Below are 20,835 nucleotides of genomic sequence, written 5' to 3'. Positions count from 1 at the left end.
CCGATACATTCGTCTATCATCCGATACGTTCGGCCGCGGCCGTCTCCTCCACGACCTCACGCAGCGCGGCCTCTCCGCTGCGGAACGACGCACTGTCGGAGTACTGGAGGTCCGCGATGCCGGGATCGTCGTCGACGAGGTCGCCGGTGCGCGGGTCGAGCCGGACGACCGTCAGAGTGCGAACCGCCACCCCCGTGGTCAGATCCGGCTGCACCGCGGCGACGATCGCGAGACCGGACCCGAGATGCATCCGGGTGGAGCCGTAGGGATCCGCGAATCCGGCCAGCAGATCACCGGTCTCATGCAGGACGACCCAGTCGGCACCGTCAGCCCTCGCCGCGGCGATCAGCTCGGTCCTGGCTCGCCTGGTCTCTTCGGCCTGCAGGGCGGCGTGACGCAGCGCGAAGGCCGCACCCGCGACCTGATCCAACGGCAGTGCGCCGAGCGTGAGACCCGTGCCCTCCAATGCGCCGGCCACGATCTCCCCGGCCTGCGGCCAGCGGTCGACCAGCTCGTCGGTCGACCCGACGCCACCCAGCTCGTCGACGATCGCGCGGACCAGCCGGACCGCGAGCTGATAGCGCTCGACGTCGCCGCCACCGATCGAGTACAGGCTCTGTTCCGAGGCTCGCCAGGAGGATCGGAGCGCACGGGCGGTCATCTCGTCAGTCATCGCAGTTCTCCCTGGTCGGTCGCCCCGATGTCTACTATACGACACGTCCATCTGCTATGTTGTGCCATCCGAACGAGGCGGACGCACAGCTGACGTGCACGACAGTGGGAGCCGGATCTATGAGCGACATCGCGGTCATCGCCCTCGGTGGCAACGCACTCACCCGCGAGGACCAGCGGGGCACCTTGGACGAGCAGTACTCGAACGCGCTGGCGATGGCCAAGTCCGTTCGCTCGCTGTTGCGCAAGGGCTGGCAGATCATCATCGTGCACGGGAACGGGCCGCAGGTCGGGAACCTGGCGATCCAGCACGAGGAAGGTGCCCGGCTGGTGCCGGCGCAGCCGCTGTACTCCCTCGGCGCGATGACCCAGGGAGCACTGGGAAGCCTGATCTGCCTGGCCCTGCACGAGGTGTGCGGCCGAGAGATCTCCGGCGCGGTCTCCGTCGTCACGCATATCGTCGTCGACCGCGACGACCCCGCGTTCGCCGCCCCCAGCAAGCCGATCGGGCCGTTCTTCGGGCAGGCCGAGGCAGAGCAGTTCGCGGCCACGCGCGGCTGGACCATGGTCTCGGACGCGGGCCGCGGCTTCCGCCGGGTCGTTCCCTCCCCCACCCCGCAGGCGATCCTCGAGGCGAACGCCGTCGCGGCGCTGACCCAGTCGGGTCACATCGTCGTCGCTGCGGGCGGTGGCGGCATCCCGGTAGTCGAGGAGAACGGCGCCTACCGCGGCGTCGACGCGGTCATCGACAAGGACTTCGCCGCCGAGCGGATCGCCGTCGCGGCGAACGCGACCGCACTCGTCATGGTCACCGGTGTCCCATCGGTGAAGCTCGACTTCGGTACGCCGCAGGAGCGGTCCGTCGAGCAACTGACCGTGACCGAGGCCCGCCGCCATCTGGCCGACGGGCAGTTCCCGCCCGGGAGCATGGGTCCGAAGATGAGCGCCGCGATCAAGTTCGTCGAAGGCTCGGCCTCGGTCGAGCGGCCGCGCTTCGCGGCCATCACCACCCCTGAACTCGTCTACGCGACCCTCGACGAGCCGCACGGAATCGTCGAGGGCACCCGTGGCACTCGGATCCTGACCGAGGACGTCCCCATCCCTGCCACCACCAAGGAGCTGGTCGGATGAGCACCCGCGTCGCCGTACGCAAGAACTCCTACAAGGACAGCGTGCGCCTCCTCGAGGCCACCCGCGCGATCCTCGGATCGCCCGGAGTGTCCTGGGGCTGGGCCCTGATGGCCACCCCCGCCAACCTCGAGACCCTTGCGGAGCAAGGCATCGCCGGCGATGTGGAGGGCGCGGCGGCCAACGATCTCGTCCTGGCCGTCCGGGCCGAGGACGACGACTCGGCAACGGCAGCGCTCGAGACGGCCTCGGAGACACTCTTCGCCGCGACAGCGCAGGAGGCGGACGGCGACGTACCGAACGCGACCGATCTGGGCGAGGCGCTGGCCGAGAGGCCGGACGCGAACGTCGCGATCATCTCGGTGCCGGGCTCGTACGCCGCTCTGGAGACCCACAAGGCGTTGACGGCTGGTCTGAACGTGCTGCTCTTCAGCGACAACGTTCCGCTGCAGGAGGAGATCGAGCTCAAGCAACGCGCCCGCGACCTCGGCCGGCTGGTGATGGGTCCCGGTGCCGGTACGGCGATGATCGCCGGCGCCGGACTCGGGTTCGCGAACCGGGTCAGCGCCGGACCGGTCGGCATCGTTGCCGCCGCGGGGACCGGCGCGCAAGAGGTGATGAGCCTGCTGGACCGCTGGGGAATCGGCGTCTCGCACGTCATCGGCGTGGGCGGCCGCGACCTGTCTCCCGAGGTCGGCGGCCTGATGGCCGAGTCCGCGCTGCGCGCGCTCGACGCGGACGAGCGGACGCAGGCGATCCTGCTGGTGTCGAAGCCGCCGTCCCGTGAGGTCGCAGAACGGCTGCTGAAGGTGCCGTCCAAGCCCACGGTCGCCGCGCTGATGGGCCTGCGGGACAGCCTCTCCACTCCCGACCACGTGACAGTGGTCAACACCCTCGAACGAGGCGCCGCCGAGACGATCGCTCTGGTCGGCGGATCCACTCCGGACCTGGTTCAGGGGACGGCTGAGCAGGTAGCAAGTTTGATCACCGGGCTGGCACCGACGCGACGCAAGGTCGTCGGTCTCTACAGCGGCGGAACGCTCTGCTACGAGGCTCTGACGATCGCCACCGATCACCTGGGGCCGATCCACTCGAACGTCCCGCTGGACAAGTCGCTCACCGTCGACTCGGCGAAGCCCGACTCGCATCTGTTCCTCGACCTCGGCGAGGAGGAGTACACGGTGGGCCGGCCGCACCCGATGATCGATCCGCAGGCCCGGATCGAGTTCCTGGAGCGTCAGGTCGACGACGACGGTGTCGCCGCGGTTCTCCTCGACGTCGTGATCGGCGATGGCGCGCACGACGATCCGGCCGGCATGCTGGCGCCCGCAATCGAGAAGGTGACCGGCTCCGGCGCGATCGTCGTCGCCTATGTGCTCGGCACCGAGCTCGACCCGCAGGGGTTCGCGTCCCAGCAGGAGACGCTGCGCCGAGCCGGATGCATCGTCACCGAGACGGCTGCCCGGGCGGCGCTCGCCGCGTCCGCGATCGCACTGCGCGACCCCGCTCTGGTTGCGGCGGAGCTGTAGGCGGTGGCTGCGGTGGATCGCTTACGCCTCGCACTCACGACGTACTCGGTGAAACCACGCGGTGGTGTCGTGCACACGCTGGAGCTTGCGGAAGCACTGCAGGCCGCCGGGGTCGACGTCACCGTGATCGCGCTGTCCGATCAGGGCAAGGGCTTCTTCCGGGAGGTCGACGTACCGGTACGGCTGGTCGATGCGCCGCCACCGGCGCCGACGCTGGAGGAGCGGGTGTTCCAGTCGATCGCGACGCTGACCGACTTCCTCACCGAGATCGGCGACCAGTTCGACATCGTGCACAGCCAGGACTGCATCTCGGCCCGGGCCGCCGCTCGGGTCCGGGACGCGGGTACGCCGTTCCGGCTGATCCGCACGGTCCACCACGTCGACGACTTCACCACACAGGCGCTGATGGACTGCCAGCGCAACGCGATCCTCGAGCCGGACGACGTACTCGTGGTCAGCAAGCTCTGGCAGGGCCTCCTGCTGCGCGACTACGGAGTCGAGGCGCGCATCGTCACCAACGGCGTCCGCACCGACCGGTTCGGCGCCGGCGTCAGCGAGCTGCGTCGCAAGGAGCTGCGTCAGCGGATCAACGCCGGCGACCGTTTCGTCTATCTGACCGTGGGTGGCATCGAGCCGCGCAAGGGCACCGCCTATCTCGTCGAGGCCTTGGCCCGGCTGAAGGCGACGCACCCGAATCCGCCGATGCTGGCGATCATCGGCGGTCATTCCTTCCAGGACTACCGGGCCTACCGCGAGACGGTGCTCGACTCGCTCGAGCCGAGCGGGCTGCGGCTCGGTACGGACGTCGTACTGCTCGGCACCGTCTCCGACGAGGAGCTGCCGGAGTGGTTCGGCGCCGCGGACGGCTTCGCGTTCCCCTCGATGAAGGAGGGCTGGGGTCTGGTGGTCCTGGAGGCGATGGCCGCCGGACTCCCCGTCGTCACGTCCGACATCGACGTCTTCCACGAGTTCCTGACCGACGAGCAGGACGCACTGATGACCGGCGCGGGTGATGCGGCTTCACTCGCACAGGGTCTGGCGCGACTGGTCGACGACGAAGCAACCCGGCACCGGCTGGCCCGGCGCGGGCCGGCCGTCGCCGCGGCGTACCCGTGGTCCGGCACTGCCGAGCAACACCTCGAGGTCTATCGCCGAGCACTCTCATCACACACCGAAGGAGAGCCCGACACATGAGCAATGTGACCACGACGGCCGAGCGCATCCCGGTCTGGGCGTATCTGATCGCCGTACTGTCGTTGATCGCCTTGTATCTCATGCTCCAGGACAACGGTGCGGTGCTGTCCACCGTCGCGCCGTACGTCCACGAGTTCACCCACGACGGACGCCACATTCTCGGCGTGCCCTGCCACTAGGGACGCCGCGATGAACCTCTGGCCGTCAACCTTTCGTGCCTCACTCGCCGGCGGACTCGCGGCGGGTGGGGTCGCCGCGGTCTTCAGCTTCGTGGTCGTCGAACCGACCGTCCGGCTCGCCCTGGAGGTGGAGGAGAGCCGCGCCGCCGCCGACCACGCGCAGGGCGAACATACGCATGAGGCCGAGCTCGTCTCGCGCAGCCTTCAGCAGGTCGGCGGAGCGATCGCGGTGATCGTCGCCGCCCTCCTGCTGTCCGTGCTGTACGCCGTCGCCCTGAGCCGCTTCCGCCGGTCGTCGAAGCTCAGCGACCTGACCAGCGCGCTGGTCGTGGCCGGAGGTGGCTTCACGATCTTCGCCCTCGCCCCCGGCCTCAAGTACCCCGCCAACCCGCCGGCCGTCGGCGACCCGGACACGGTCACCGAACGCACGCTCCTCTACGGCTGCGCAATCGCCATCGCGGCGCTGACGGTCACAGCGCTGCTCGCCGTCGTCCGCGCCGCCCGGCGGCGCGGGTGGTCGACCACTCGCCTCTCCTGGAGCATCGTCGGCGTAGTGGCCGCCGGTTGCGTCGTCCTCTTCGCCGGACTGCCGGCCGGCCCCGACGCGATTCCCACTGACGTCGGGGCCGGCCTGGTCTGGCAGTTCCGGCTCAGGTCACTCGGCACGCTGGCCGTTCTCTGGACCACCTTGGGTCTGGTGACCGGCACGCTGCTGGCCCGGGCGCATCACAGCGCCACGGCGTACGACCGCACTCACCGGGTCCTGAACGGTCGCTGAACAACGTCAATGCCGGGGAGGGACTTACCTTCGCCCGACTCGTCACCCACTGCTTCAGCAACCGATCCTTGCCCGAGGCAACCTGCTGGCCACGTCACGGTCGGGATCCGTGTCATGGGGCGCCGAGGAGCACAGCCTCAGCCAGGTCGTGATCAATGACGATCCCGTTGATCAGTCCAGATGTCAGCGCGGCTCGAACGGCGTCACTCTTGCGTACGTCGAAGGCGATACCGATCCGCGTGGGCACGGAACGCAGCTCGGCTTCGGAGATGCCGATCATCCTTTTGTCGAGCGGCGTCTGCACTTTGCGGCCTTGATCATCCAGGAGGTGTCCGACGACCTCTGCACACACCCCCAGCTCTCGAGCAGTTTCCCGGTCGCGTGCCGACGCTGCCTCATAGACCGTCGACAGTCCATCGCCCCACGCGCCGATGCCGATGGCGCAGACTGTCAACTCACGAAACAGCTGTTGGCAGCGCACGAAGTCGGGTTGCTTCCGATAGATTTCCGGACCTGACTCACTCGGACACACCATCGGCGCGTAGTAGAGGTAGGCCGGTCCCCCACCGGCCCGCGTGAACCGACGTACGGCTTCCATCACGTCCCACGCGTCGATTCGCGACACCGCGCCGGTGATCTGCACGACAGCGCACCTGCTGAATCCACCCGGAGGATCTGGGAGTCCCATCAGCGTGCGGGTAGATGAAATGCCCACGACGTCGCGATCGGTCACGATCTCTTGCAGCAGCGAGGTTGCGGCTTGCCCGACGATGCCCCGCAACAACTCCGGAGAGTCGGCCGGCGCCTGGGTCACGGCGCAGTACCGCAGTCCGAAGCGATCCTGCAACTGGACGGACAGATCCATCTCCAAGTCATCGGGCAGGCCGATCTCGATCCGGACCAAGCCAGTCTCCCGAGACCGTTCCAGCAGCCGGCCGACCTGGAACCGGGACAGGCCGAGTTCCTCCGCGATCTGCACGCGAGAACGCTCCTGGAGGTAGTAGCGCCTCGCCACCGCAGCCATCAACAGCATCTGGCTCTGTTTGCCGCGTAGTCGCCGGCCGTCAATCTTCTGCAGGTCAGCACCATCGCCGGTATCGCTCATGTGAGCACTCTAGACCTCATATTGATTCGAGTCATTGTCAGGCGGGCGCCGCGAGTGCCTTAATTCGATGTCCACTCGCTTCCACTGGACCGATCAGATGAGCGATACCGAGAGGCTCTTCGCATGGAACGACACCCCCTGATCGCCGGCACGCGCTGCCGGCGGCGACCTCGACCGGCGGCAGCGCCGTGACCGGCATTCTGGCCGGCCGAACTGGCACGGTCACAGCGTCGGCAACCGCGAAGGCTGCTCCGCACTGGAAACGTGCCTTACAGCGGCACGGCAAGGAGTACTTTCTCTTCGCGGCGTTGGTCGGACCGAACCTCGCACTCATCCTGGTCTTCTCGTACTGGCCGGTGATCTACAACCTCTATCTGAGCTTCACCTCGTGGGACATGATCTCTCCGAGTCCGACCTGGGCCGGTCCGGCGGAGTACCGCGAGCTGTTCACCAGCTCCGACTTCGCCCAGGTGCTGCTCAACACGTTCAAGTTCGTGGCACTGATCGTTGTCGGTGCCGTTGTCGGGGGACTGGCAACGGCCTTGGTCCTCAACCAGCGACTCATCGGCCGTGGTCTGGTGCGAACGGTCAGCTTCGCACCACACATCGTCTCCGGGGCTGCGATCGCCACACTCTGGCTGTTCATCCTCGACCCGAGCTTCGGCCTGCTGCGCGCAGTCCTGGAGCCACTGGGGATCACCTCACCTCAGTGGACGACCAGCTCTCACTATTCGCTCTATGCCCTCGTGATGGTGTACCTCTGGAAGGGAATCGGCTTCTGCGCGATCATCTACGTCGCCGGCATGCAGAACCTCCCCAGTGACCTGTTCGAGGCCGCGACGCTGGACGGTGCGGGTGGCTGGTCGCGCTTCCGCTACGTCACTGTGCCGCTGCTGTCCCCGGTCACCTACTTCCTGGTCGTGACATCGGTCATCGGCACCTTCCAGGCCTATGACGTCACCGCCATCATGACCGGGGGCGGTCCAGGCATCTCTTCGACGACCTTGAGCTGGTTCATCTACCAGAAGGCATTCCAGGCATCCGATGCCGGCCTGGCAGCTGCCGCGGCAGTGGTCATGCTGATCATCCTGCTGGCGATCACCTTCCTGATGACCCGATTCGCCGAGCGGAAGGTGACCTACCAGTGAGCGCCAACACCTCAGCACGGCGAGACATCGCCGGCAGAGCAGTCTCCAGACAGATCGTCATCTACGCACTACTGGTGCTGATCGCTGCTGTCTTCATCATGCCGCTGTACTGGCTGCTCAGCTCAGCGGTCAAACCCAGCGGCGAGATCTACCGCTTCCCACTCCAATGGATCCCGCAGCACCTGCACTGGTCGAACTTTGCCAACGCCTGGCACGACGCGCCGTTCGGATCCTTCTTCATCAACTCGATTGTCGTCACCGTCATCGGAACCACCATCAAGATGCTGTTGGCAACCGGCTCCGCCTACGCCTTCACGTTCCTGCCGTTTCCCTTCAAGCGGGGCATCTTCTTCCTGCTGCTCGGCGCACTGATGACCCCGGGCACGATCACGTTACTGCCCAACTATCTGACCGCCTCCCACCTCGGCTGGGTCGACACCTACGCGGGGCTCATCATCCCTGGGGCCGGATCAGCGTTCGGAATGTTCTTGTTACGCCAACAGATGATGAGCCTCCCGCGCGAGGTGTTCGAGGCCGCCAGCGTCGACGGAGCCGGCCACCTACGGATCCTTCTCCAACTGGTCGTGCCCATGTCTCGGCCGATGATGATCACCGTCACGCTGATCTCGGTCATCGAAGTATGGAACGACTTCATCTGGCCACTGATCATCACCACGACAACCCAGATGCGCACCTTGCCGGTCGGCCTGCTCTACCTGAAATCCCAGGAGGGCTACAACGACTGGGGCGCCATCATGGCCGGCACCGTCATGGTCGCCGCACCCATGATCATCGTCTTCCTCCTGGCACAGCGCTACATCGTCGCCGGATTCTCCGGCGGCGCGATCAAGGGCTGACCCACTCATTGCCGTCACAGCTGGAAGGACCACATCACATGTCCGGAAACAACTCCCCCCTCAGCCTTGGGACCGGGTTGAGCAGACGCTCACTGCTCCAACTGGCCGGCGCCGGCGCTCTCGCAGCTCCTGCTCTTGCGGCCTGCTCAGGTGGCGGTGGCGGCGGAGCAGGGGGCGGGTTCGCTGCAGTCGACGTCAAGGTGCCGGAGAAGTACCGCAAACGCGGTCAGAAGGTCGTCCTGTGGAGCTCGTGGAACGGGAAGCCGGGCAACGTTCTGAACGAGCTGATCAACAAGTTCAACGACTCACAGAACGACATCTACGCCCAAGCACAGTTCCAAGGGAACTACTTCGACGCCACTTCCAAGGTCACCGCCGCTTTGCGAGCGAAGGCCGTCCCCGACATCATGGCGTTCGGTCAGACTGCCTGGCAGGTCTTCTTCCTCAACGAAACGCTCGAAGAGCTCGACAGCTACGTCGACGACGCGTTCACAGCGTCGTTCTACCCGAACCTGTTCGACGCCGGCGTGATCAAGAACAAGCTGTACTGGATCTCGTTCGCCCGCAGCACACCGATCATATACTACAACAAGGATCTGTTCGCCAAGGCCGGACTACCCGACCGCGGACCTGAGACCTGGACAGAACTGCGGGAGTGGGGACCTGCGCTGATCCAGCAGAAGGCCGCCGGCAAGCCCGTGAAGGTGACCGAACTGTCCGGTGGTGACAGCTGGGAATTCGAAGCCAGCGTGTGGCAGTTCGGCGGACGCATCTCCAAGGGCCTCGACGTCACCATCAACAAGGACGGCGCCGTCGAGTGTGCCGACTGGATGCGAAAGCTGATCTTCGACGACAAGATGGCCGTCCTCTCCCGTGATTATGGGACGAACTTCAACAACGGCCTCGTCGGCACCTACATGAACTCGACCGGGGCGTTGGCCGGCACCTACGAGGCAGCCAAGTTCGAGGTCGGCGTCAGCCCACTGCCCGAACAAGTCACCCATGGAGTACCCACGGGCGGCGGCGGGCTTTCGATCTTCAAGGGCATACCCAAGGAGCGCAAGGAAGCCGCCTGGGAAGTGATCAAGTTCCTCTCCTCACCAGAATCGGCCGCAACCTGGTCATTGGGCACCGGTTACCTACCGGTCGTGAAGGAGGCAGTGAGTCGGTCCGAATACCAGACCGCGCTGAAGAAGGACCCCAACCGCGGCGTGGCCATCGCCCAGTTGGCGCAGGCCGGCCAGCTCGATGAGGTCGACGCCTACGTGCAGAACGCTTCACCCATCATCTACGGGGGGCTGCAGAAGATCTACGGCGACAATCAGCCGGCCCAACAGGTGCTGGACGGCGTCGCAGAGCAGCTCAAGGCCGGCGCGGAGAAGATCAAACCGAAGTACGACAAGCTCGCCGGAGACGAGGGCTGACACCGGTGGCACCGTTTCGCATCACCGGTCACCGCGGCGCCATGGGCTACATGCCCGAGAACACAATCCCCTCCTACCTTCGCGCTGTCCAGGACGGCGTGGACGAGGTCGAACTCGACCTGCGCCTCACCAAAGACGGTCACATCGTCCTCATTCACGACCCGACAGTCGACCGCACAACCAACGGTCACGGCGCAGTCGATGAACTCAGTCTCGCCGAACTGCAACGCCTGGACGCCGGCAACGGCGAGCACATCCCCACCCTCGAAGAAGCGATCGAAGCCCTGGACATCACGATCCTGGCGGAGATCAAAACCGACGCGGTGGTCGAGCCACTGCGCCGCCAGTTGGCCGACCGCGCGGAATTGCGACAGCAGATCCAGCCGATCAGTTTCCACGCCGAGAGGCTTGAACCCCTCGCCGAGGCCTTCGGCGACCTACGCTGCGCACTGTTGTCCGAGACCGGGTCCGAAGAACTGCTGGAGCAGGCACTCGCCATCGGTACCCAGTGGGTCGGGGTCGGATGGCAGGGAAGCAGTCCGGAGCTCATCAAGCAGGCCCACGACAAAGGGCTGGAGTACTGCCTCTGGCCGGCGCCGACCCGAACTGAAGTCGACCGAGCCATCGCCTGGGGCGCAGACGGTGTCACCACCGATCACCCGGCTCGAGTCATCCGGCCCAGTACCGGATCCGTTCCCGTCCCATGAACCTCACGAGGAGACCCGATCTTGAACCAACCAGCCCTCCAAGCGGTCCTGTTCGACATGGACGGAACCTTGTTCGACAGCGAACGCATCTGGGACGTCAGCCTTCAGGACCTGGCGAGCAAGCTAGGCGGCACCTTGTCTCCGCAGGCACGGCTCCGGATCGTCGGCAGCAACCTGCTCAACACCGTCCGCATCATCCAAGACGACATCGGGGTCGACGGCGACGACCAACGCTTGGCGAAGTGGCTGCTCGACCGGACACAGGAACTCTTCTCAGTCGGTGTTCCTTGGCGCCCGGCGGCCCGTGAGCTGGTCGCCGGCGTACGTTCCCACGGGATCCCCACCGCATTGGTGACCGGGAGCTATCGGGTGCTGGTCGACGTCGTCCTCGCACAGCTTCCACCGGATACCTTCGACCTAGTGCTGTGCGGTGACGAGGTCGCATACCCCAAGCCCCATCCGGAGTCGTACCTGACTGCGGCGTCCAGACTCGGAGTGAACGTGCACAACGCCGTCGCGATCGAGGATTCGCAGAACGGCATCGCGTCAGCTGCCGCTGCTGGATGTGTGGTTGTCGCCGTCCCAGAGGACCCACGGACTCTCCCCGAAGGACACGGTGCCACCATCGCTCCCTTGTCCTCGATCACCGTCGATTGGTTGAGCATGCTGGTGGCATCACCAACCAGGCCGGCCGGTCATGGCCCGCGCCGCCAAAGTGATGACTAAAGGGTGAGCCGTCGTACTCGTACGTCGTCGTCGCTGGTTGGCGTCGGCTCAGAGGCTCGCGCCGACGTGGGCGACGAGGTCGGCGAGCCGGTTGGAGTAACCCCACTCGTTGTCGTACCAACCGACAACCTTGACCTGGTTGCCGATCACCTTGGTCAGCGGAGCATCGAAGACGCAGGACGCCGGATCGGTGACGATGTCGGACGAGACGATCGGGTCGGTGGAGTAGCGAAGGTAGCCCTTGAGATCTCCCTCGGCCGCCGCCTGGACGATCTCGTTCACCTCCTCGACGGAGGTGTCCCGCGCCGCGTCGAAGGTCAGGTCCGTCGCCGATCCGGTCGGCACCGGCACCCGGATCGCGTACCCGTCCAGCTTTCCCTTCAGCTCGGGCAGCACCAGCCCGATGGCCTTCGCAGCCCCGGTCGACGTCGGTACGACGTTGATCGCGGCAGCCCGTGCCCGGCGCAGGTCCTGGTGGATGTTGTCCTGCAGGTTCTGGTCGGCGGTGTAGGCGTGGATCGTGGTCATCAGGCCCTTGGTGATCCCGAGCCCTTCGTGCAGGACCTTGGCCATCGGCGCGAGGCAGTTCGTGGTGCAGGAGGCGTTCGAGATCACCGTGTGCGCTGCGGCGTCGTACTGGTCGTGGTTGACGCCCATGACGATCGTGACGTCGTTGTTGGAGGCGGGTGCCGAGATGATCACCTTCCGGGCGCCGCCGCTGTCGACGTGCGCGCGGGCCAGGTTCGCGTCGGTGAAGAAGCCGGTCGACTCGACCACCAGGTCGACCCCGAGGTCCTTCCACGGCAGCTTCCCGGGATCGCGTTCGGCCAGGGCGACGATCGACGCGTCGCCGACGACGATCGCGGCGTCGGTCGACCGGACGTCGGCGTCCAGCCGGCCGAGGATCGAGTCGTACTTCAGCAGGTGCGCCAGCGTCGACCGGTCGGTCAGGTCGTTGACGCCGACGATCTCGATGTCGGCCCCGCAAGCACGGACGGCACGGTAGAAGTTGCGGCCGATCCGGCCGAAGCCGTTGATACCGACACGAACAGTCATGAAAGGGAGCCTCCAGAACCTCGGGGAACAGGGATCAGCGGGTCTTGGCCTGGCGGTCGAGCAGGCGCCAGAGCATCGGGGTGAAGATCAGCTGCATGGCCAGATCCATCTTTCCGCCGGGGCAGACGATGGTGTTCGGGCGCGACATGAACGAGTCGTGCAGCATCGACAGCAGGTAAGGGAAATCGATCCCGCGGGGGTCCTTGAACCGGATCACGAGCATCGACTCGTCCGGCGTCGGGATCGTCCGCGCGATGAACGGATTGGACGTGTCGACCACCGGCACCCGCTGGAAGTTCACGTGCGTACGGGAGAACTGCGGGCACATGTAGTTCACGTAGTCGTGCATCCGCCGCAGGATCGTCTCCGTCACGGCCTCGGTCGAGTAGCCGCGCTTGTCCTTGTCCCGATGCAGTTTCTGGGTCCACTCCAGGTTGATCACCGGCACGACGCCGATCAGCAGGTCGGCGTGCTGCGCGACGTCGACCTTCTCGGTGACCACCGCGCCGTGCAAACCCTCGTAGAACAACAGATCCGTAGCACCGGGGAGCTCGGCCCAGGGTGTGAACGTCCCGGGATCCTGCGCGTACGGCGCTGCCTCCTGCTCGTCGTGGAGGTACCTGCGGACGCGGCCACCGCCGCTCTCGCCGTACTGCCGGAACAGCCCTTCCAGCTCTTCGAAGAGGTTGGCGTCGGGACCGAAGTGGCTGAAGGTGTGATCCCCCTCGGCGAACGCCCGGGTCATCTCGTCCTTCATCCCCATCCGGTCGTAGCGGTGGAAACTGTCGCCCTCCACGAAGGCGGCGTTCACCTGCTCGCGCCGGAAGATCTGCTCGAAGGTCCGCATCACCGAGGTGGTGCCGGCTCCGGACGAGCCGGTGATCGCGACGACGGGGTGCTTGGCTGACATGGGACCAACTCCTCAGGCGGTGGCGCGGTACAGACCGCGGAAGCCGTACAACGGATTGCCCTGCTGCTCGGGGTCGCCGCCGGACACGGCGTGGTACCGCTCGATCCGGTCGACCTCCTCGCGCGATCCGAAGATCAGCCCGATCCGCTGGTGCAGCTGCGTGGGCGTGACCTCGAGTACGCGTTCGCGTCCGGTGATCGCGCGGCCGCCGGCCTGCTCGATCAGGAAGGCGATCGGGTTCGCCTCGTAGAGCAGCCGCAGCCGGCCTTCCTGTGCGGGGTCCTTGGAGTCGCGCGGGTACAGGAACACGCCGCCACGGGTCAGGATCCGGTGCGTCTCGGCCACCAGCGAGGCGACCCAGCGCATGTTGAAGTCCTTCTGCCGCGGACCCGTCGTGCCGGCCAGGCACTCGTCGATGTAGCGCTGCACGGCCGGCTCCCAGAACCGGCGGTTCGAGGTGTTGACCGCGAACTCGGCCGTTGCCTCCGGCACCTTGATGTCCTGGCGGGTCAGGAAGAACTCCCCCAGACCCGGGTCCAGCGTGAAGGCGTGCACGCCGGTTCCGACGGTGAGCACCAGAACGGTCGACGGACCGTAGATCGCGTAGCCGCCGGCGACCTGTTCGGTTCCGGGCTGGAGGAAGTCGGCGACCTGGACGTCGGGGCCGGTGACGGGAGCGGCCAGGATCGAGAAGATGCTCCCGACCGAGACGTTGACGTCGATGTTGGAGGATCCGTCGAGCGGGTCGAACACGAGCAGGCAGTTGCCGCGCGGATGGTGCGCCGGGATCTGGTACGGCGCCTCGAGCTCCTCGGACGCCATGCCCGCGACGAGACCGCCCCACTCGTTGGTGCGCACGAAGATTTCATTGGCCAGTACGTCGAGCTTCTGCTGCTGCTCGCCCTGCACGTTGGTGGCCCCGGCAGCGCCGAGTACGCCGGCCAGCGCACCGGACGCGACCCGCTTCGAGATTGCCTTGCAGGCCAGCGCGACGTCGAGGATCAGCGAGTCGACCTCCTCGCTCGCACCGGGGTGACGACGACGGTCCTCGGTCAGGAACTGGGTCAGCGTCTGGCGTTCGGTCAGCATGGGCACTCCTCGCGGCAGGGGTGGGCTGCCCCGAGCACACCATTGCCTCCGCCACGCGGCATCCACCCGAGGGGTGACCGCGGGGGTGGGAGTCGTACGCCGGATCACCCACACACTCAGCCCCGCGGGTGAATCGATCGTGCGCACAGCCACTTAGCGTCGATGCAACGCCGTACATTCGTTGCAGGGAGGCCGAAATGCCCACGATGGACGAGACCGCCGCCGCGATCCTGGCACCACCCAAGGGAATGCTGGTCGTAGACGAGTACGCCGAGGCTCTCGTCGGCGCCGACCAGGCTCACTTCTTCGCTGAGGCGGTTCTGCGGACGGAAGGCCTGAGCAACTACGTCTCCGCGGTGCTGCTGACTCCTGGGACGTTCACCGCGCTCGGGACGACGGAGGCCGCGCCACTGATTGGTGTGCGCATGACGTCGGCGGAGGCCGACGTACCAGCGGGCGCGTCGTTCGTCGAGTGGCGCGAGAACCTTTCACCGCTTGACGTTCCGCGCGGCTCTGTCCACGTCGGTGTCGAGACGCTGGCGCTGGGCGCGGCGGCGGCGCAGGCCAAGGGAATCCTTCCCGTCCTCACGATCGCCATGCCGGAGCTCGGCGCGTCCAGCATCGGTGTCACCCAGGCCGTCACGACCAACGCGCTGCTCGCCCTCCGCGCCGAGCTCGACCGGGTCGGCGTCGATCCGCACCACCTGTTGCTGCGGATCAACATGGTCGTGCCCGGACTCACGAACCCGGTGCCGGCGGACTCCGAGCAGGTCGCTCGAAGGACCGTGGCCCTGCTGGAGAAGGGTGTTCCGGCACAGACCCCCGGCGTACTGCTGCTTTCCGGCGGGCAACCTCTCGACCGAGCCTGCGCGCACCTGGAGGCCATCGCCTCGGTTCCGGGCCAACCGTGGCGAGTGACCTTCGGATTCTCACGCCCGCTGATCTCCGCGGCCGCGGAGGCCTGGAGCCGTGGCGCCGACTATGAGCGCGTACTGCTCGACAACTGCAGGCAGGCCAGCGAGGCCGTGGCCGCCGCGCTGGTGTCCGGCGGAGCCGCTTCGTGAGCCATCTCCACGACACAGCCGTCATCGACAGATCCCAGCCGGTACTGGCGAAGTACCGCGGGGTGATCTGCGATCTCGACGGTGTGGTGTACCGCGGTGCACAGGCAGTGCCGGGTGCGGTTCCGAGTCTGAACGCGATGATCGCCGGCCAGGTGCCAGTGGTGTTCGCGACCAACAACGCGTCCCGCTCCCCCGCCGCTGCTCGCGAGCATCTGCGCGAGTTGGGGCTCAGCGACGAAGGCTGGTCCGTCGTCACCAGTTCACAGGCGGCTGCGGCGTACCTGGCCGAACGGCTCCGGCCAGGAGCGCCGGTCTTCGCCGTCGGTGGACCCGGCGTACCTGAGGCACTCACCGAGGCAGGTCTGACACCACTTCGGGTCACCGAGCTCGCCGACGGGCAGACAGTCGACGCGGTTGTCCAGGGAGCAGGGCAGGACGTGACCTGGCGCGACCTGGCCGAGGTCGCGTACCTGGTTCAGGCAGGCGCGATCTGGGTCGCCACGAACCTCGACGCGACGGTGCCGACCTCACGCGGACTGTCGCCGGGCAACGGCGCCTTCGTCGGCGCGGTGCAGACGACGACGCCGGCTGCCCCGCACGTGACGGGCAAGCCCGGTACGGCGCTGTTCGACCTCGCCCGTTCCCGACTCGGCTCCGATCGTTCCGAAACCATCATGGTCGGCGATCGCCTGGACACCGACATCGCCGGGGCCGGCGCGGCCGGCGTGGACTCGATGTTCGTGCTGGGCGGCGCCAGCACCCTGCGCGACCTGGCCTTCGCCGAGGACAACGCGCGACCGACGTACTTCGGATTCGACCTGTCGGGTCTGCTCCAACCGGGACTGTGCCGGCGGCCCGGACCCGACGACGCCGTCGAGCTGTCACCCGAGGGCGTGCTGTCGGTACGACGTCCGGTCGCGCGACATCGGTTGCTCCAGGCAATCGTCTCGGCCGCGTGGCACGCGCGCGACCACGAACTCCCGCTCGTCGCGGACAGCGCCTCATGGGCGGCACTCGAACGCCGGCTGGGCGTCTGAGGCCCGCTCCACCAGCCGCGCCAGGCGCAGCAAGCCCGCATCCCTGGCCGGGAGTCCGAGCAGCTCGAGGCCGACCGGCAGGCCCTCGTCCGTTCTGCCCACCGGCAGCGTCAACGCCGGCAGATCGGCCTGGGACGCCACCAAGGTGTTGACGGGCAGCGCGCGGCTCGGCAGTCGGAGCCGGTCCCGGTCCCGCCGCGGCGCAGGCACGCGAACCGTCGGGTACACGAGTGCGTCGAGGCCGCGGCTGGTCATCACATTGACCATCGCTTCGCGCAGCCGACGCCGCCCGGCCAGCAGTTCCACGCGACCCCGAACACTGGGTGACGAGCGGGTCGCGAGCAGCTCGGCAAGATCCAGCTCTTCGGGGAAGACCCCCTCGTCGTACAGCTCGGTGAAGGACCTGCCCCGAAGCGCCGGCCGCGAAGCGAGGAAGGCGTCGAGGTCCGCTCGCGCCGCAACGACGTACGGCGAGCTGTCCCGCAGCAACCCTTCGAGCGCCGGCACCTCGACGTCGGCAACCGGGACGCCGAGTCGTGCGAGTGCTTTGCCGAACACTGTCGAGACCTGGTCCGAGCCGTCCCACCCGACCGGACCGTCCGGCCGGAGGAGGTGACCCAGCCGGTAGCTCTCCAGCGGTCGCGTCGGTTCGCTCACCGGCAATCGCCCGTCGGAGAGCACGGCCAGGAGGAGCTCGGCATCGTCGACACAGCTGGTCAGTGGACCTGGGGTGTCCTGCATCGACACCAACGCGGACAGCCCGTGGGCCGGCACCAGGCCAGGGGTCGGCCGCATTCCGACCACCCCGTTGAAGGAGGCCGGGACTCGCACGGATCCGCCCGTGTCGGACCCGAGTGCGGCCGGCACGAGTCCGGCCGCGACCGCGACCGCCGACCCGCTGCTGGAGCCCCCTGCATCGTGCAGCGGCGACCGGCCGTTGACGGTCCGGACGCCGATGGACGAGTCGAACAACCACGACATCGCGAAGTCCGGGGTCGCGGTCTTGCCGAGAATGATCGCGCCGGCGGCCCGGAGTCGCCGTACAGCTTCGGCGTCGGCCTCCGGAAGGTAGTCGCGGAAGGCGTGGCAACCGAAACTCGTCGGGATCCCGCGCGTCTCGAACACGTCCTTCACCAGGATCGGGATCCCGTGCAGCGGACCGAGGACCTCGCCTGTTCGTGTCAGGTGCTCGTCCGCGGCGGCCGCGTCCGTCGTTGCCAGCGGGTTGAGCGCCAGTACGGCGCCCAGCCGCGAGTCGAGCTCGGCGATCCGGTTCAGACACTCGTTGACCAGGGCAACAGAGGTGACGTCGCCGGAGACCTGGTCGCGCCGGAGTGTGGCCAGGTCCGGCCACGCAGCTGTCATCACCAGCTGCAGTAGGAGCAGGAGCCCGACGCGCCGGTGTAGTAGCCGCAGTCGTGGGATTCCGGACGGGCCGGGCCGACCCATCGCCGGATGATCGTCGCCAGGCTGCACCGCCGGCAGGACGTCCGGGTGACCAGCGTGCCGGAGTCCGGCGTCTCCCAGTACGCCACGGTCTCGGACTCGTGCTCGCCTTGCCGGCCGTCACACTCCGACGACTCGCAGGCCAGCACCACCTCATCCACTTCTGAGCTCTCGATCAACACGGGACTCACCTCCTCAGATCGGAACGCCCCAGGGCCGGGTCTCGAGCTCGAGGCGGTCGGCATCGGCCCGCAGCATCCGGGCCGCGCTCCGATGTGCCTCGACCGATGCCGGGAGCGACGCCCAGTACGGCGTACGCGCGGCCTCGTCCGCCGCAGCCTCCTCCTCGCGCTTCGCGAGGGCGTAGAGCTGCCGGCACAAGGCGGTGATGACGTCTCGCTTCCAGTGGCCTTCGCTGGTGCGGTTCATCGGATCTCCTGGCCTGTGGGGGTCGTGAGGAGATGGTCCGCTGCCCTGTTGCACGGCCGTTGCAGAGGTCTGCAACGGCCGCGAGGGGATCGTCACACCTCGACCGGCACACCGATCAGAGAGCCGTACTCGACCCAGGAACCGTCGTAGTTCTTGACCGACGGCTGGTCCAGCAGCTCGTGCAGCACGAACCAGCTGTGTGCGCTGCGCTCGCCGATCCGGCAGTAGACGACGATGTCGGAGGCAGGCTCGCCGCCGGGTCCGGCCAGCGCGAGTCCGGCGCCGGCGTACAGGTCGCGAAGCTGTGCATCGGTGCGGAAGGTGCCGTCGTCGGCCACGGCCTGCGACCACGGCACGTTGACCGCGCCGGGAACATGGCCCGGAACCTGAGGCTGCTCCTGCGGAAAGTGCGCCGGGGCCAGGATCTCGCCGGAGAACTCAGCCGGCGACCGGACGTCGAGAATGCTGTCCCTGCCGATGGCGGCGATGACGTCGTCCCGGTAGGCCCGCAGGCTTCCGTCGGCGGGCTGTGCGCGGTAGGCGGCCGGGCGCGGAGTACGCCGACGTACGGTCTCCGCATCGGTCAGCGGCCGCCCGTCGAGCTCCCAGCGCTTGGTGCCACCGTCGAGCAGGCGTACGTCGCGATGACCGTAGAGCTTGAAGTACCAGTAGGCGTACGCCGCGAACCAGTTGTTGTCCCCGCCGTACAGGATCACCGTGTCGTCCGGCGTGACCTGGTGCGTGGTCAACAGCTGCTCGAACGCGTCCTGGCCGATCAGGTCGCGTCGGAGCGGGTCCTGAAGATCGATCCGCCAGTCGAGGGCGAGCGCACCCGGGATGTGCCGAGCGGCGTGCGCCCCACTGTTCTCGTCCACCTCGAAGACCACCACGGCGGGATCGTCCAGCTGCTTCTCGAGCCAGTCGCCATCGACCAGCACGTGCTCTCGGGCCATCGTTCCTCCTCATTAGTTAGTGTACTAACCATTAGCGTACGCAAGATTGGTACACTCACGGTGTGGCCGAACGACAGATGAGACAGACCGACCTCGAGAACCCGCTGGCGCTCGAGCACCAGGTCTGCTTCGCGCTGGCGATCGCCGCGCGCAGCGTCATCGCGCTCTACCGGCCCGTCCTCGAGCCGATGGGGCTGACGCACCCGCAGTACCTCGTCATGCTGGCGCTCTGGGAGTTCGAGCCGGTCTCGGTCAAGGACCTGTCCGGGATGCTGCAGCTCGAGCCGGCGACGCTGTCCCCGCTGCTCAAACGTCTCGAGAGCGCGGGCCTGTTGCGCCGGGATCGGGACACCAGGGATGAGCGTTCACTCGCCGTCTCCCTGACGGAGAAAGGGCGGGACCTTCGCAAGGAGGCGCTGAAGGTGCCACCGGCAATCGTCGACCGCCTGGGCATGGACGTCGACGAGCTGATGCAGCTCCACGAACGCCTGACCCGGGTCATCGCGGCCGCGAAGGAACCCAGCTGACCCGGTCCTGCCGGTCGGGCACAATGCGGGGATGACCGAGCTTCCGTCCGAGTACCACCGCCGCCTTCCGTACGGCGAGCGCATGTCAGCCGAGCCCTTGCTGGGTGGGCCGTTCTTCCCGTTCGAGGGAGATCTCCAGGTCGTCCCGCTGGCCGATCCGGTGTTGCCGGAGCCGCCGCGGCGGGGTGAGGAGGGCGGCGAGCCGTGTCCGAAGTGTGCGGATCCGGATCGGTTCGCGATCTGGCGAGACGAGCAGTGGCAGTTGAAGACCTTCGCGGCGGGTGGGCTGCCGTTCGTAGCGATTCTGGAGCCGCACGAACACTACCGGCTGGACAACCTGCCGCCGGAGCTGACCGCGACGCTGGGGCCGCTGATCCAGCGGGTGGCGAACGCGATCCGGCAGATCGATGGCGTGGGGCGGACGCATTTCAGCCGGTGGGGTGACGGGAGCGAGCACTTCCATCTGTGGTTCCTGGCGCGGCCGGCCGGGATGATGCAGCTCCGCGGGGCGATGATCGCGGCCTGGGACGACATGCTGCCGAAGATCCCCGACGAGGAACTCACGGCCAACGCGCGGCTGGTCGCCGCCGCCCTGGTCGAGGACGGCGGCGAAGCCGTGGGCATCGGCCTGAGCTGACTACCTGACGCCGAGCGACCGGGCGACCAGGATGTCGGTCTTACGCTGAGGCGCACCGTCGACCGGCGCCGGGTCCTCCGGGGTCGGTACGACGCCGCCGGCCGCGACCCGATCCAGGACCTTCAGGCCGAGCCGGTCCACGGACCCGAAAACGGTGTAGTCCGGGCGCAGCCGCGAGTCCGCGAACACGAGGAAGAACTGGCTGCCGTTCGTGTCCGGGCCGGCGTTGGCCATGGTCAA

General features: G+C 67.3%; 24 protein-coding genes. 14 read left to right on the top strand and 10 right to left on the bottom strand.

Annotation, left to right across the window (positions count from 1 at the left end):
• Nucleotides 1–16: 16 nt before the first annotated feature.
• Complete coding sequence (locus ACIBG5_RS23800) at nt 17–673, bottom strand: hypothetical protein (RefSeq protein ID WP_396393676.1); 657 nt, start codon at nt 671–673, stop codon at nt 17–19.
• A 119-nt stretch (nt 674–792) separates the two neighbouring features.
• On the opposite strand from ACIBG5_RS23800, the gene ACIBG5_RS23795 reads away from it, so the two are divergent.
• Genes ACIBG5_RS23795 through ACIBG5_RS23775 form a run of 5 tightly spaced genes read left to right on the top strand, consistent with a single transcriptional unit; the run spans nt 793 to nt 5,480 of the window.
• The gene (locus tag ACIBG5_RS23795; RefSeq protein WP_396393675.1) at nt 793–1,803 is read left to right on the top strand and encodes a carbamate kinase; all 1,011 of its coding nucleotides are present in this window, start codon (nt 793–795) and stop codon (nt 1,801–1,803) included.
• Nucleotides 1,800–3,329 (top strand): hypothetical protein, encoded by a 1,530-nt coding sequence (locus ACIBG5_RS23790; RefSeq protein WP_396393674.1) that lies wholly within the window; start codon nt 1,800–1,802, stop codon nt 3,327–3,329. The genes ACIBG5_RS23795 and ACIBG5_RS23790 overlap by 4 nt, the downstream gene beginning before the upstream one ends.
• A 12-nt stretch (nt 3,330–3,341) precedes the next feature.
• Nucleotides 3,342–4,523 carry an MSMEG_0565 family glycosyltransferase gene (locus ACIBG5_RS23785; RefSeq protein ID WP_396393673.1) on the top strand — a complete coding sequence of 394 codons (1,182 nt, stop codon included), beginning with the start codon at nt 3,342–3,344 and terminating at the stop codon, nt 4,521–4,523.
• On the top strand, nt 4,520–4,702 hold the full coding sequence (locus ACIBG5_RS23780; RefSeq protein WP_396393672.1) for a CbtB-domain containing protein: 183 nt from the start codon (nt 4,520–4,522) through the stop codon (nt 4,700–4,702). Before ACIBG5_RS23785 ends, ACIBG5_RS23780 begins: the two co-directional genes overlap by 4 nt.
• A 10-nt stretch (nt 4,703–4,712) precedes the next feature.
• Entirely contained in the window at nt 4,713–5,480 is a 768-nt protein-coding gene (locus ACIBG5_RS23775; RefSeq protein WP_396393671.1) for a CbtA family protein, read from the top strand.
• A gap of 112 nt (nt 5,481–5,592) precedes the next feature.
• On the opposite strand, the gene ACIBG5_RS23770 is transcribed toward ACIBG5_RS23775, so the two are convergent.
• Nucleotides 5,593–6,585, bottom strand: a complete 993-nt coding sequence (locus tag ACIBG5_RS23770) for a sugar-binding transcriptional regulator (RefSeq protein ID WP_396393670.1) — start codon at nt 6,583–6,585, stop codon at nt 5,593–5,595.
• 188 nt (nt 6,586–6,773) lie between these two features.
• Here ACIBG5_RS23770 and ACIBG5_RS23765 point away from each other — a divergent pair, with 188 nt between their 5' ends.
• The 5 genes from ACIBG5_RS23765 (at nt 6,774) to ACIBG5_RS23745 (ending at nt 11,447) form a co-directional block, all read left to right on the top strand.
• Nucleotides 6,774–7,733, top strand: coding sequence for a carbohydrate ABC transporter permease (locus ACIBG5_RS23765; protein ID WP_396393669.1), 960 nt, complete (start codon nt 6,774–6,776; stop codon nt 7,731–7,733).
• On the top strand, nt 7,730–8,590 hold the full coding sequence (locus tag ACIBG5_RS23760; protein WP_396393668.1) for a carbohydrate ABC transporter permease: 861 nt from the start codon (nt 7,730–7,732) through the stop codon (nt 8,588–8,590). The genes ACIBG5_RS23765 and ACIBG5_RS23760 overlap by 4 nt, the downstream gene beginning before the upstream one ends.
• 77 nt (nt 8,591–8,667) lie before the next feature.
• The gene (locus ACIBG5_RS23755) at nt 8,668–10,014 is read left to right on the top strand and encodes an ABC transporter substrate-binding protein (protein ID WP_396393667.1); all 1,347 of its coding nucleotides are present in this window, start codon (nt 8,668–8,670) and stop codon (nt 10,012–10,014) included.
• A gap of 41 nt (nt 10,015–10,055) precedes the next feature.
• Nucleotides 10,056–10,721 (top strand): glycerophosphodiester phosphodiesterase, encoded by a 666-nt coding sequence (locus ACIBG5_RS23750; RefSeq protein ID WP_396394161.1) that lies wholly within the window; start codon nt 10,056–10,058, stop codon nt 10,719–10,721.
• A gap of 21 nt (nt 10,722–10,742) precedes the next feature.
• A complete protein-coding gene (locus tag ACIBG5_RS23745; protein WP_396393666.1) occupies nt 10,743–11,447 on the top strand; it encodes an HAD family hydrolase in 705 nt (234 codons plus the stop codon).
• Between the two features lie 48 nt (nt 11,448–11,495).
• Here the strand turns inward: ACIBG5_RS23745 and gap are convergent, their stop codons facing one another.
• Genes gap through ACIBG5_RS23730 form a run of 3 tightly spaced genes read right to left on the bottom strand, consistent with a single transcriptional unit; the run spans nt 11,496 to nt 14,502 of the window.
• Nucleotides 11,496–12,503 (bottom strand): type I glyceraldehyde-3-phosphate dehydrogenase, encoded by a 1,008-nt coding sequence (gene gap, locus ACIBG5_RS23740; protein WP_396393665.1) that lies wholly within the window; start codon nt 12,501–12,503, stop codon nt 11,496–11,498.
• Between the two features lie 34 nt (nt 12,504–12,537).
• The gene (locus ACIBG5_RS23735; RefSeq protein WP_396393664.1) at nt 12,538–13,413 is read right to left on the bottom strand and encodes a phosphoribulokinase; all 876 of its coding nucleotides are present in this window, start codon (nt 13,411–13,413) and stop codon (nt 12,538–12,540) included.
• 12 nt (nt 13,414–13,425) lie between these two features.
• Complete coding sequence (locus tag ACIBG5_RS23730; protein WP_396393663.1) at nt 13,426–14,502, bottom strand: class 1 fructose-bisphosphatase; 1,077 nt, start codon at nt 14,500–14,502, stop codon at nt 13,426–13,428.
• Between the two features lie 197 nt (nt 14,503–14,699).
• Here ACIBG5_RS23730 and ACIBG5_RS23725 point away from each other — a divergent pair, with 197 nt between their 5' ends.
• On the top strand, nt 14,700–15,566 hold the full coding sequence (locus tag ACIBG5_RS23725; protein WP_396393662.1) for a class I fructose-bisphosphate aldolase: 867 nt from the start codon (nt 14,700–14,702) through the stop codon (nt 15,564–15,566).
• The gene (locus ACIBG5_RS23720; RefSeq protein WP_396393661.1) at nt 15,563–16,603 is read left to right on the top strand and encodes an HAD-IIA family hydrolase; all 1,041 of its coding nucleotides are present in this window, start codon (nt 15,563–15,565) and stop codon (nt 16,601–16,603) included. The genes ACIBG5_RS23725 and ACIBG5_RS23720 overlap by 4 nt, the downstream gene beginning before the upstream one ends.
• Here ACIBG5_RS23720 and ACIBG5_RS23715 read toward each other — a convergent pair.
• The 4 genes from ACIBG5_RS23715 to ACIBG5_RS23700 all read right to left on the bottom strand — a co-directional run bounded on the left by ACIBG5_RS23715 (nt 16,568) and on the right by ACIBG5_RS23700 (nt 19,431).
• A complete protein-coding gene (locus tag ACIBG5_RS23715) occupies nt 16,568–17,968 on the bottom strand; it encodes an amidase (protein WP_396393660.1) in 1,401 nt (466 codons plus the stop codon). The genes ACIBG5_RS23720 and ACIBG5_RS23715 overlap by 36 nt on opposite strands.
• A complete protein-coding gene (locus ACIBG5_RS23710; protein ID WP_396393659.1) occupies nt 17,968–18,231 on the bottom strand; it encodes a hypothetical protein in 264 nt (87 codons plus the stop codon). The genes ACIBG5_RS23715 and ACIBG5_RS23710 overlap by 1 nt, the downstream gene beginning before the upstream one ends.
• 13 nt (nt 18,232–18,244) lie before the next feature.
• On the bottom strand, nt 18,245–18,478 hold the full coding sequence (locus ACIBG5_RS23705) for a hypothetical protein (RefSeq protein WP_396393658.1): 234 nt from the start codon (nt 18,476–18,478) through the stop codon (nt 18,245–18,247).
• Between the two features lie 92 nt (nt 18,479–18,570).
• Nucleotides 18,571–19,431 carry a sulfurtransferase gene (locus ACIBG5_RS23700; protein ID WP_396393657.1) on the bottom strand — a complete coding sequence of 287 codons (861 nt, stop codon included), beginning with the start codon at nt 19,429–19,431 and terminating at the stop codon, nt 18,571–18,573.
• Between the two features lie 62 nt (nt 19,432–19,493).
• Here ACIBG5_RS23700 and ACIBG5_RS23695 point away from each other — a divergent pair, with 62 nt between their 5' ends.
• Nucleotides 19,494–19,958 carry a MarR family winged helix-turn-helix transcriptional regulator gene (locus ACIBG5_RS23695; protein ID WP_396393656.1) on the top strand — a complete coding sequence of 155 codons (465 nt, stop codon included), beginning with the start codon at nt 19,494–19,496 and terminating at the stop codon, nt 19,956–19,958.
• Between the two features lie 31 nt (nt 19,959–19,989).
• Nucleotides 19,990–20,595: a hypothetical protein gene (locus tag ACIBG5_RS23690; RefSeq protein WP_396393655.1), complete on the top strand. Its 606-nt coding sequence runs from the start codon at nt 19,990–19,992 to the stop codon at nt 20,593–20,595.
• On the opposite strand, the gene ACIBG5_RS23685 is transcribed toward ACIBG5_RS23690, so the two are convergent.
• Entirely contained in the window at nt 20,596–20,829 is a 234-nt protein-coding gene (locus ACIBG5_RS23685) for a peptidylprolyl isomerase (RefSeq protein ID WP_396393654.1), read from the bottom strand.
• Nucleotides 20,830–20,835: the final 6 nt, after the last annotated feature.

Origin of the sequence: Kribbella sp. NPDC050241, assembly GCF_044459685.1 — a bacterium.
Taxonomy (GTDB): Bacteria; Actinomycetota; Actinomycetes; order Propionibacteriales; family Kribbellaceae; genus Kribbella.
The sequence above is the reverse complement of the archived record's forward strand: the minus strand, read 5'-3'. Positions and strand labels throughout refer to the sequence as shown.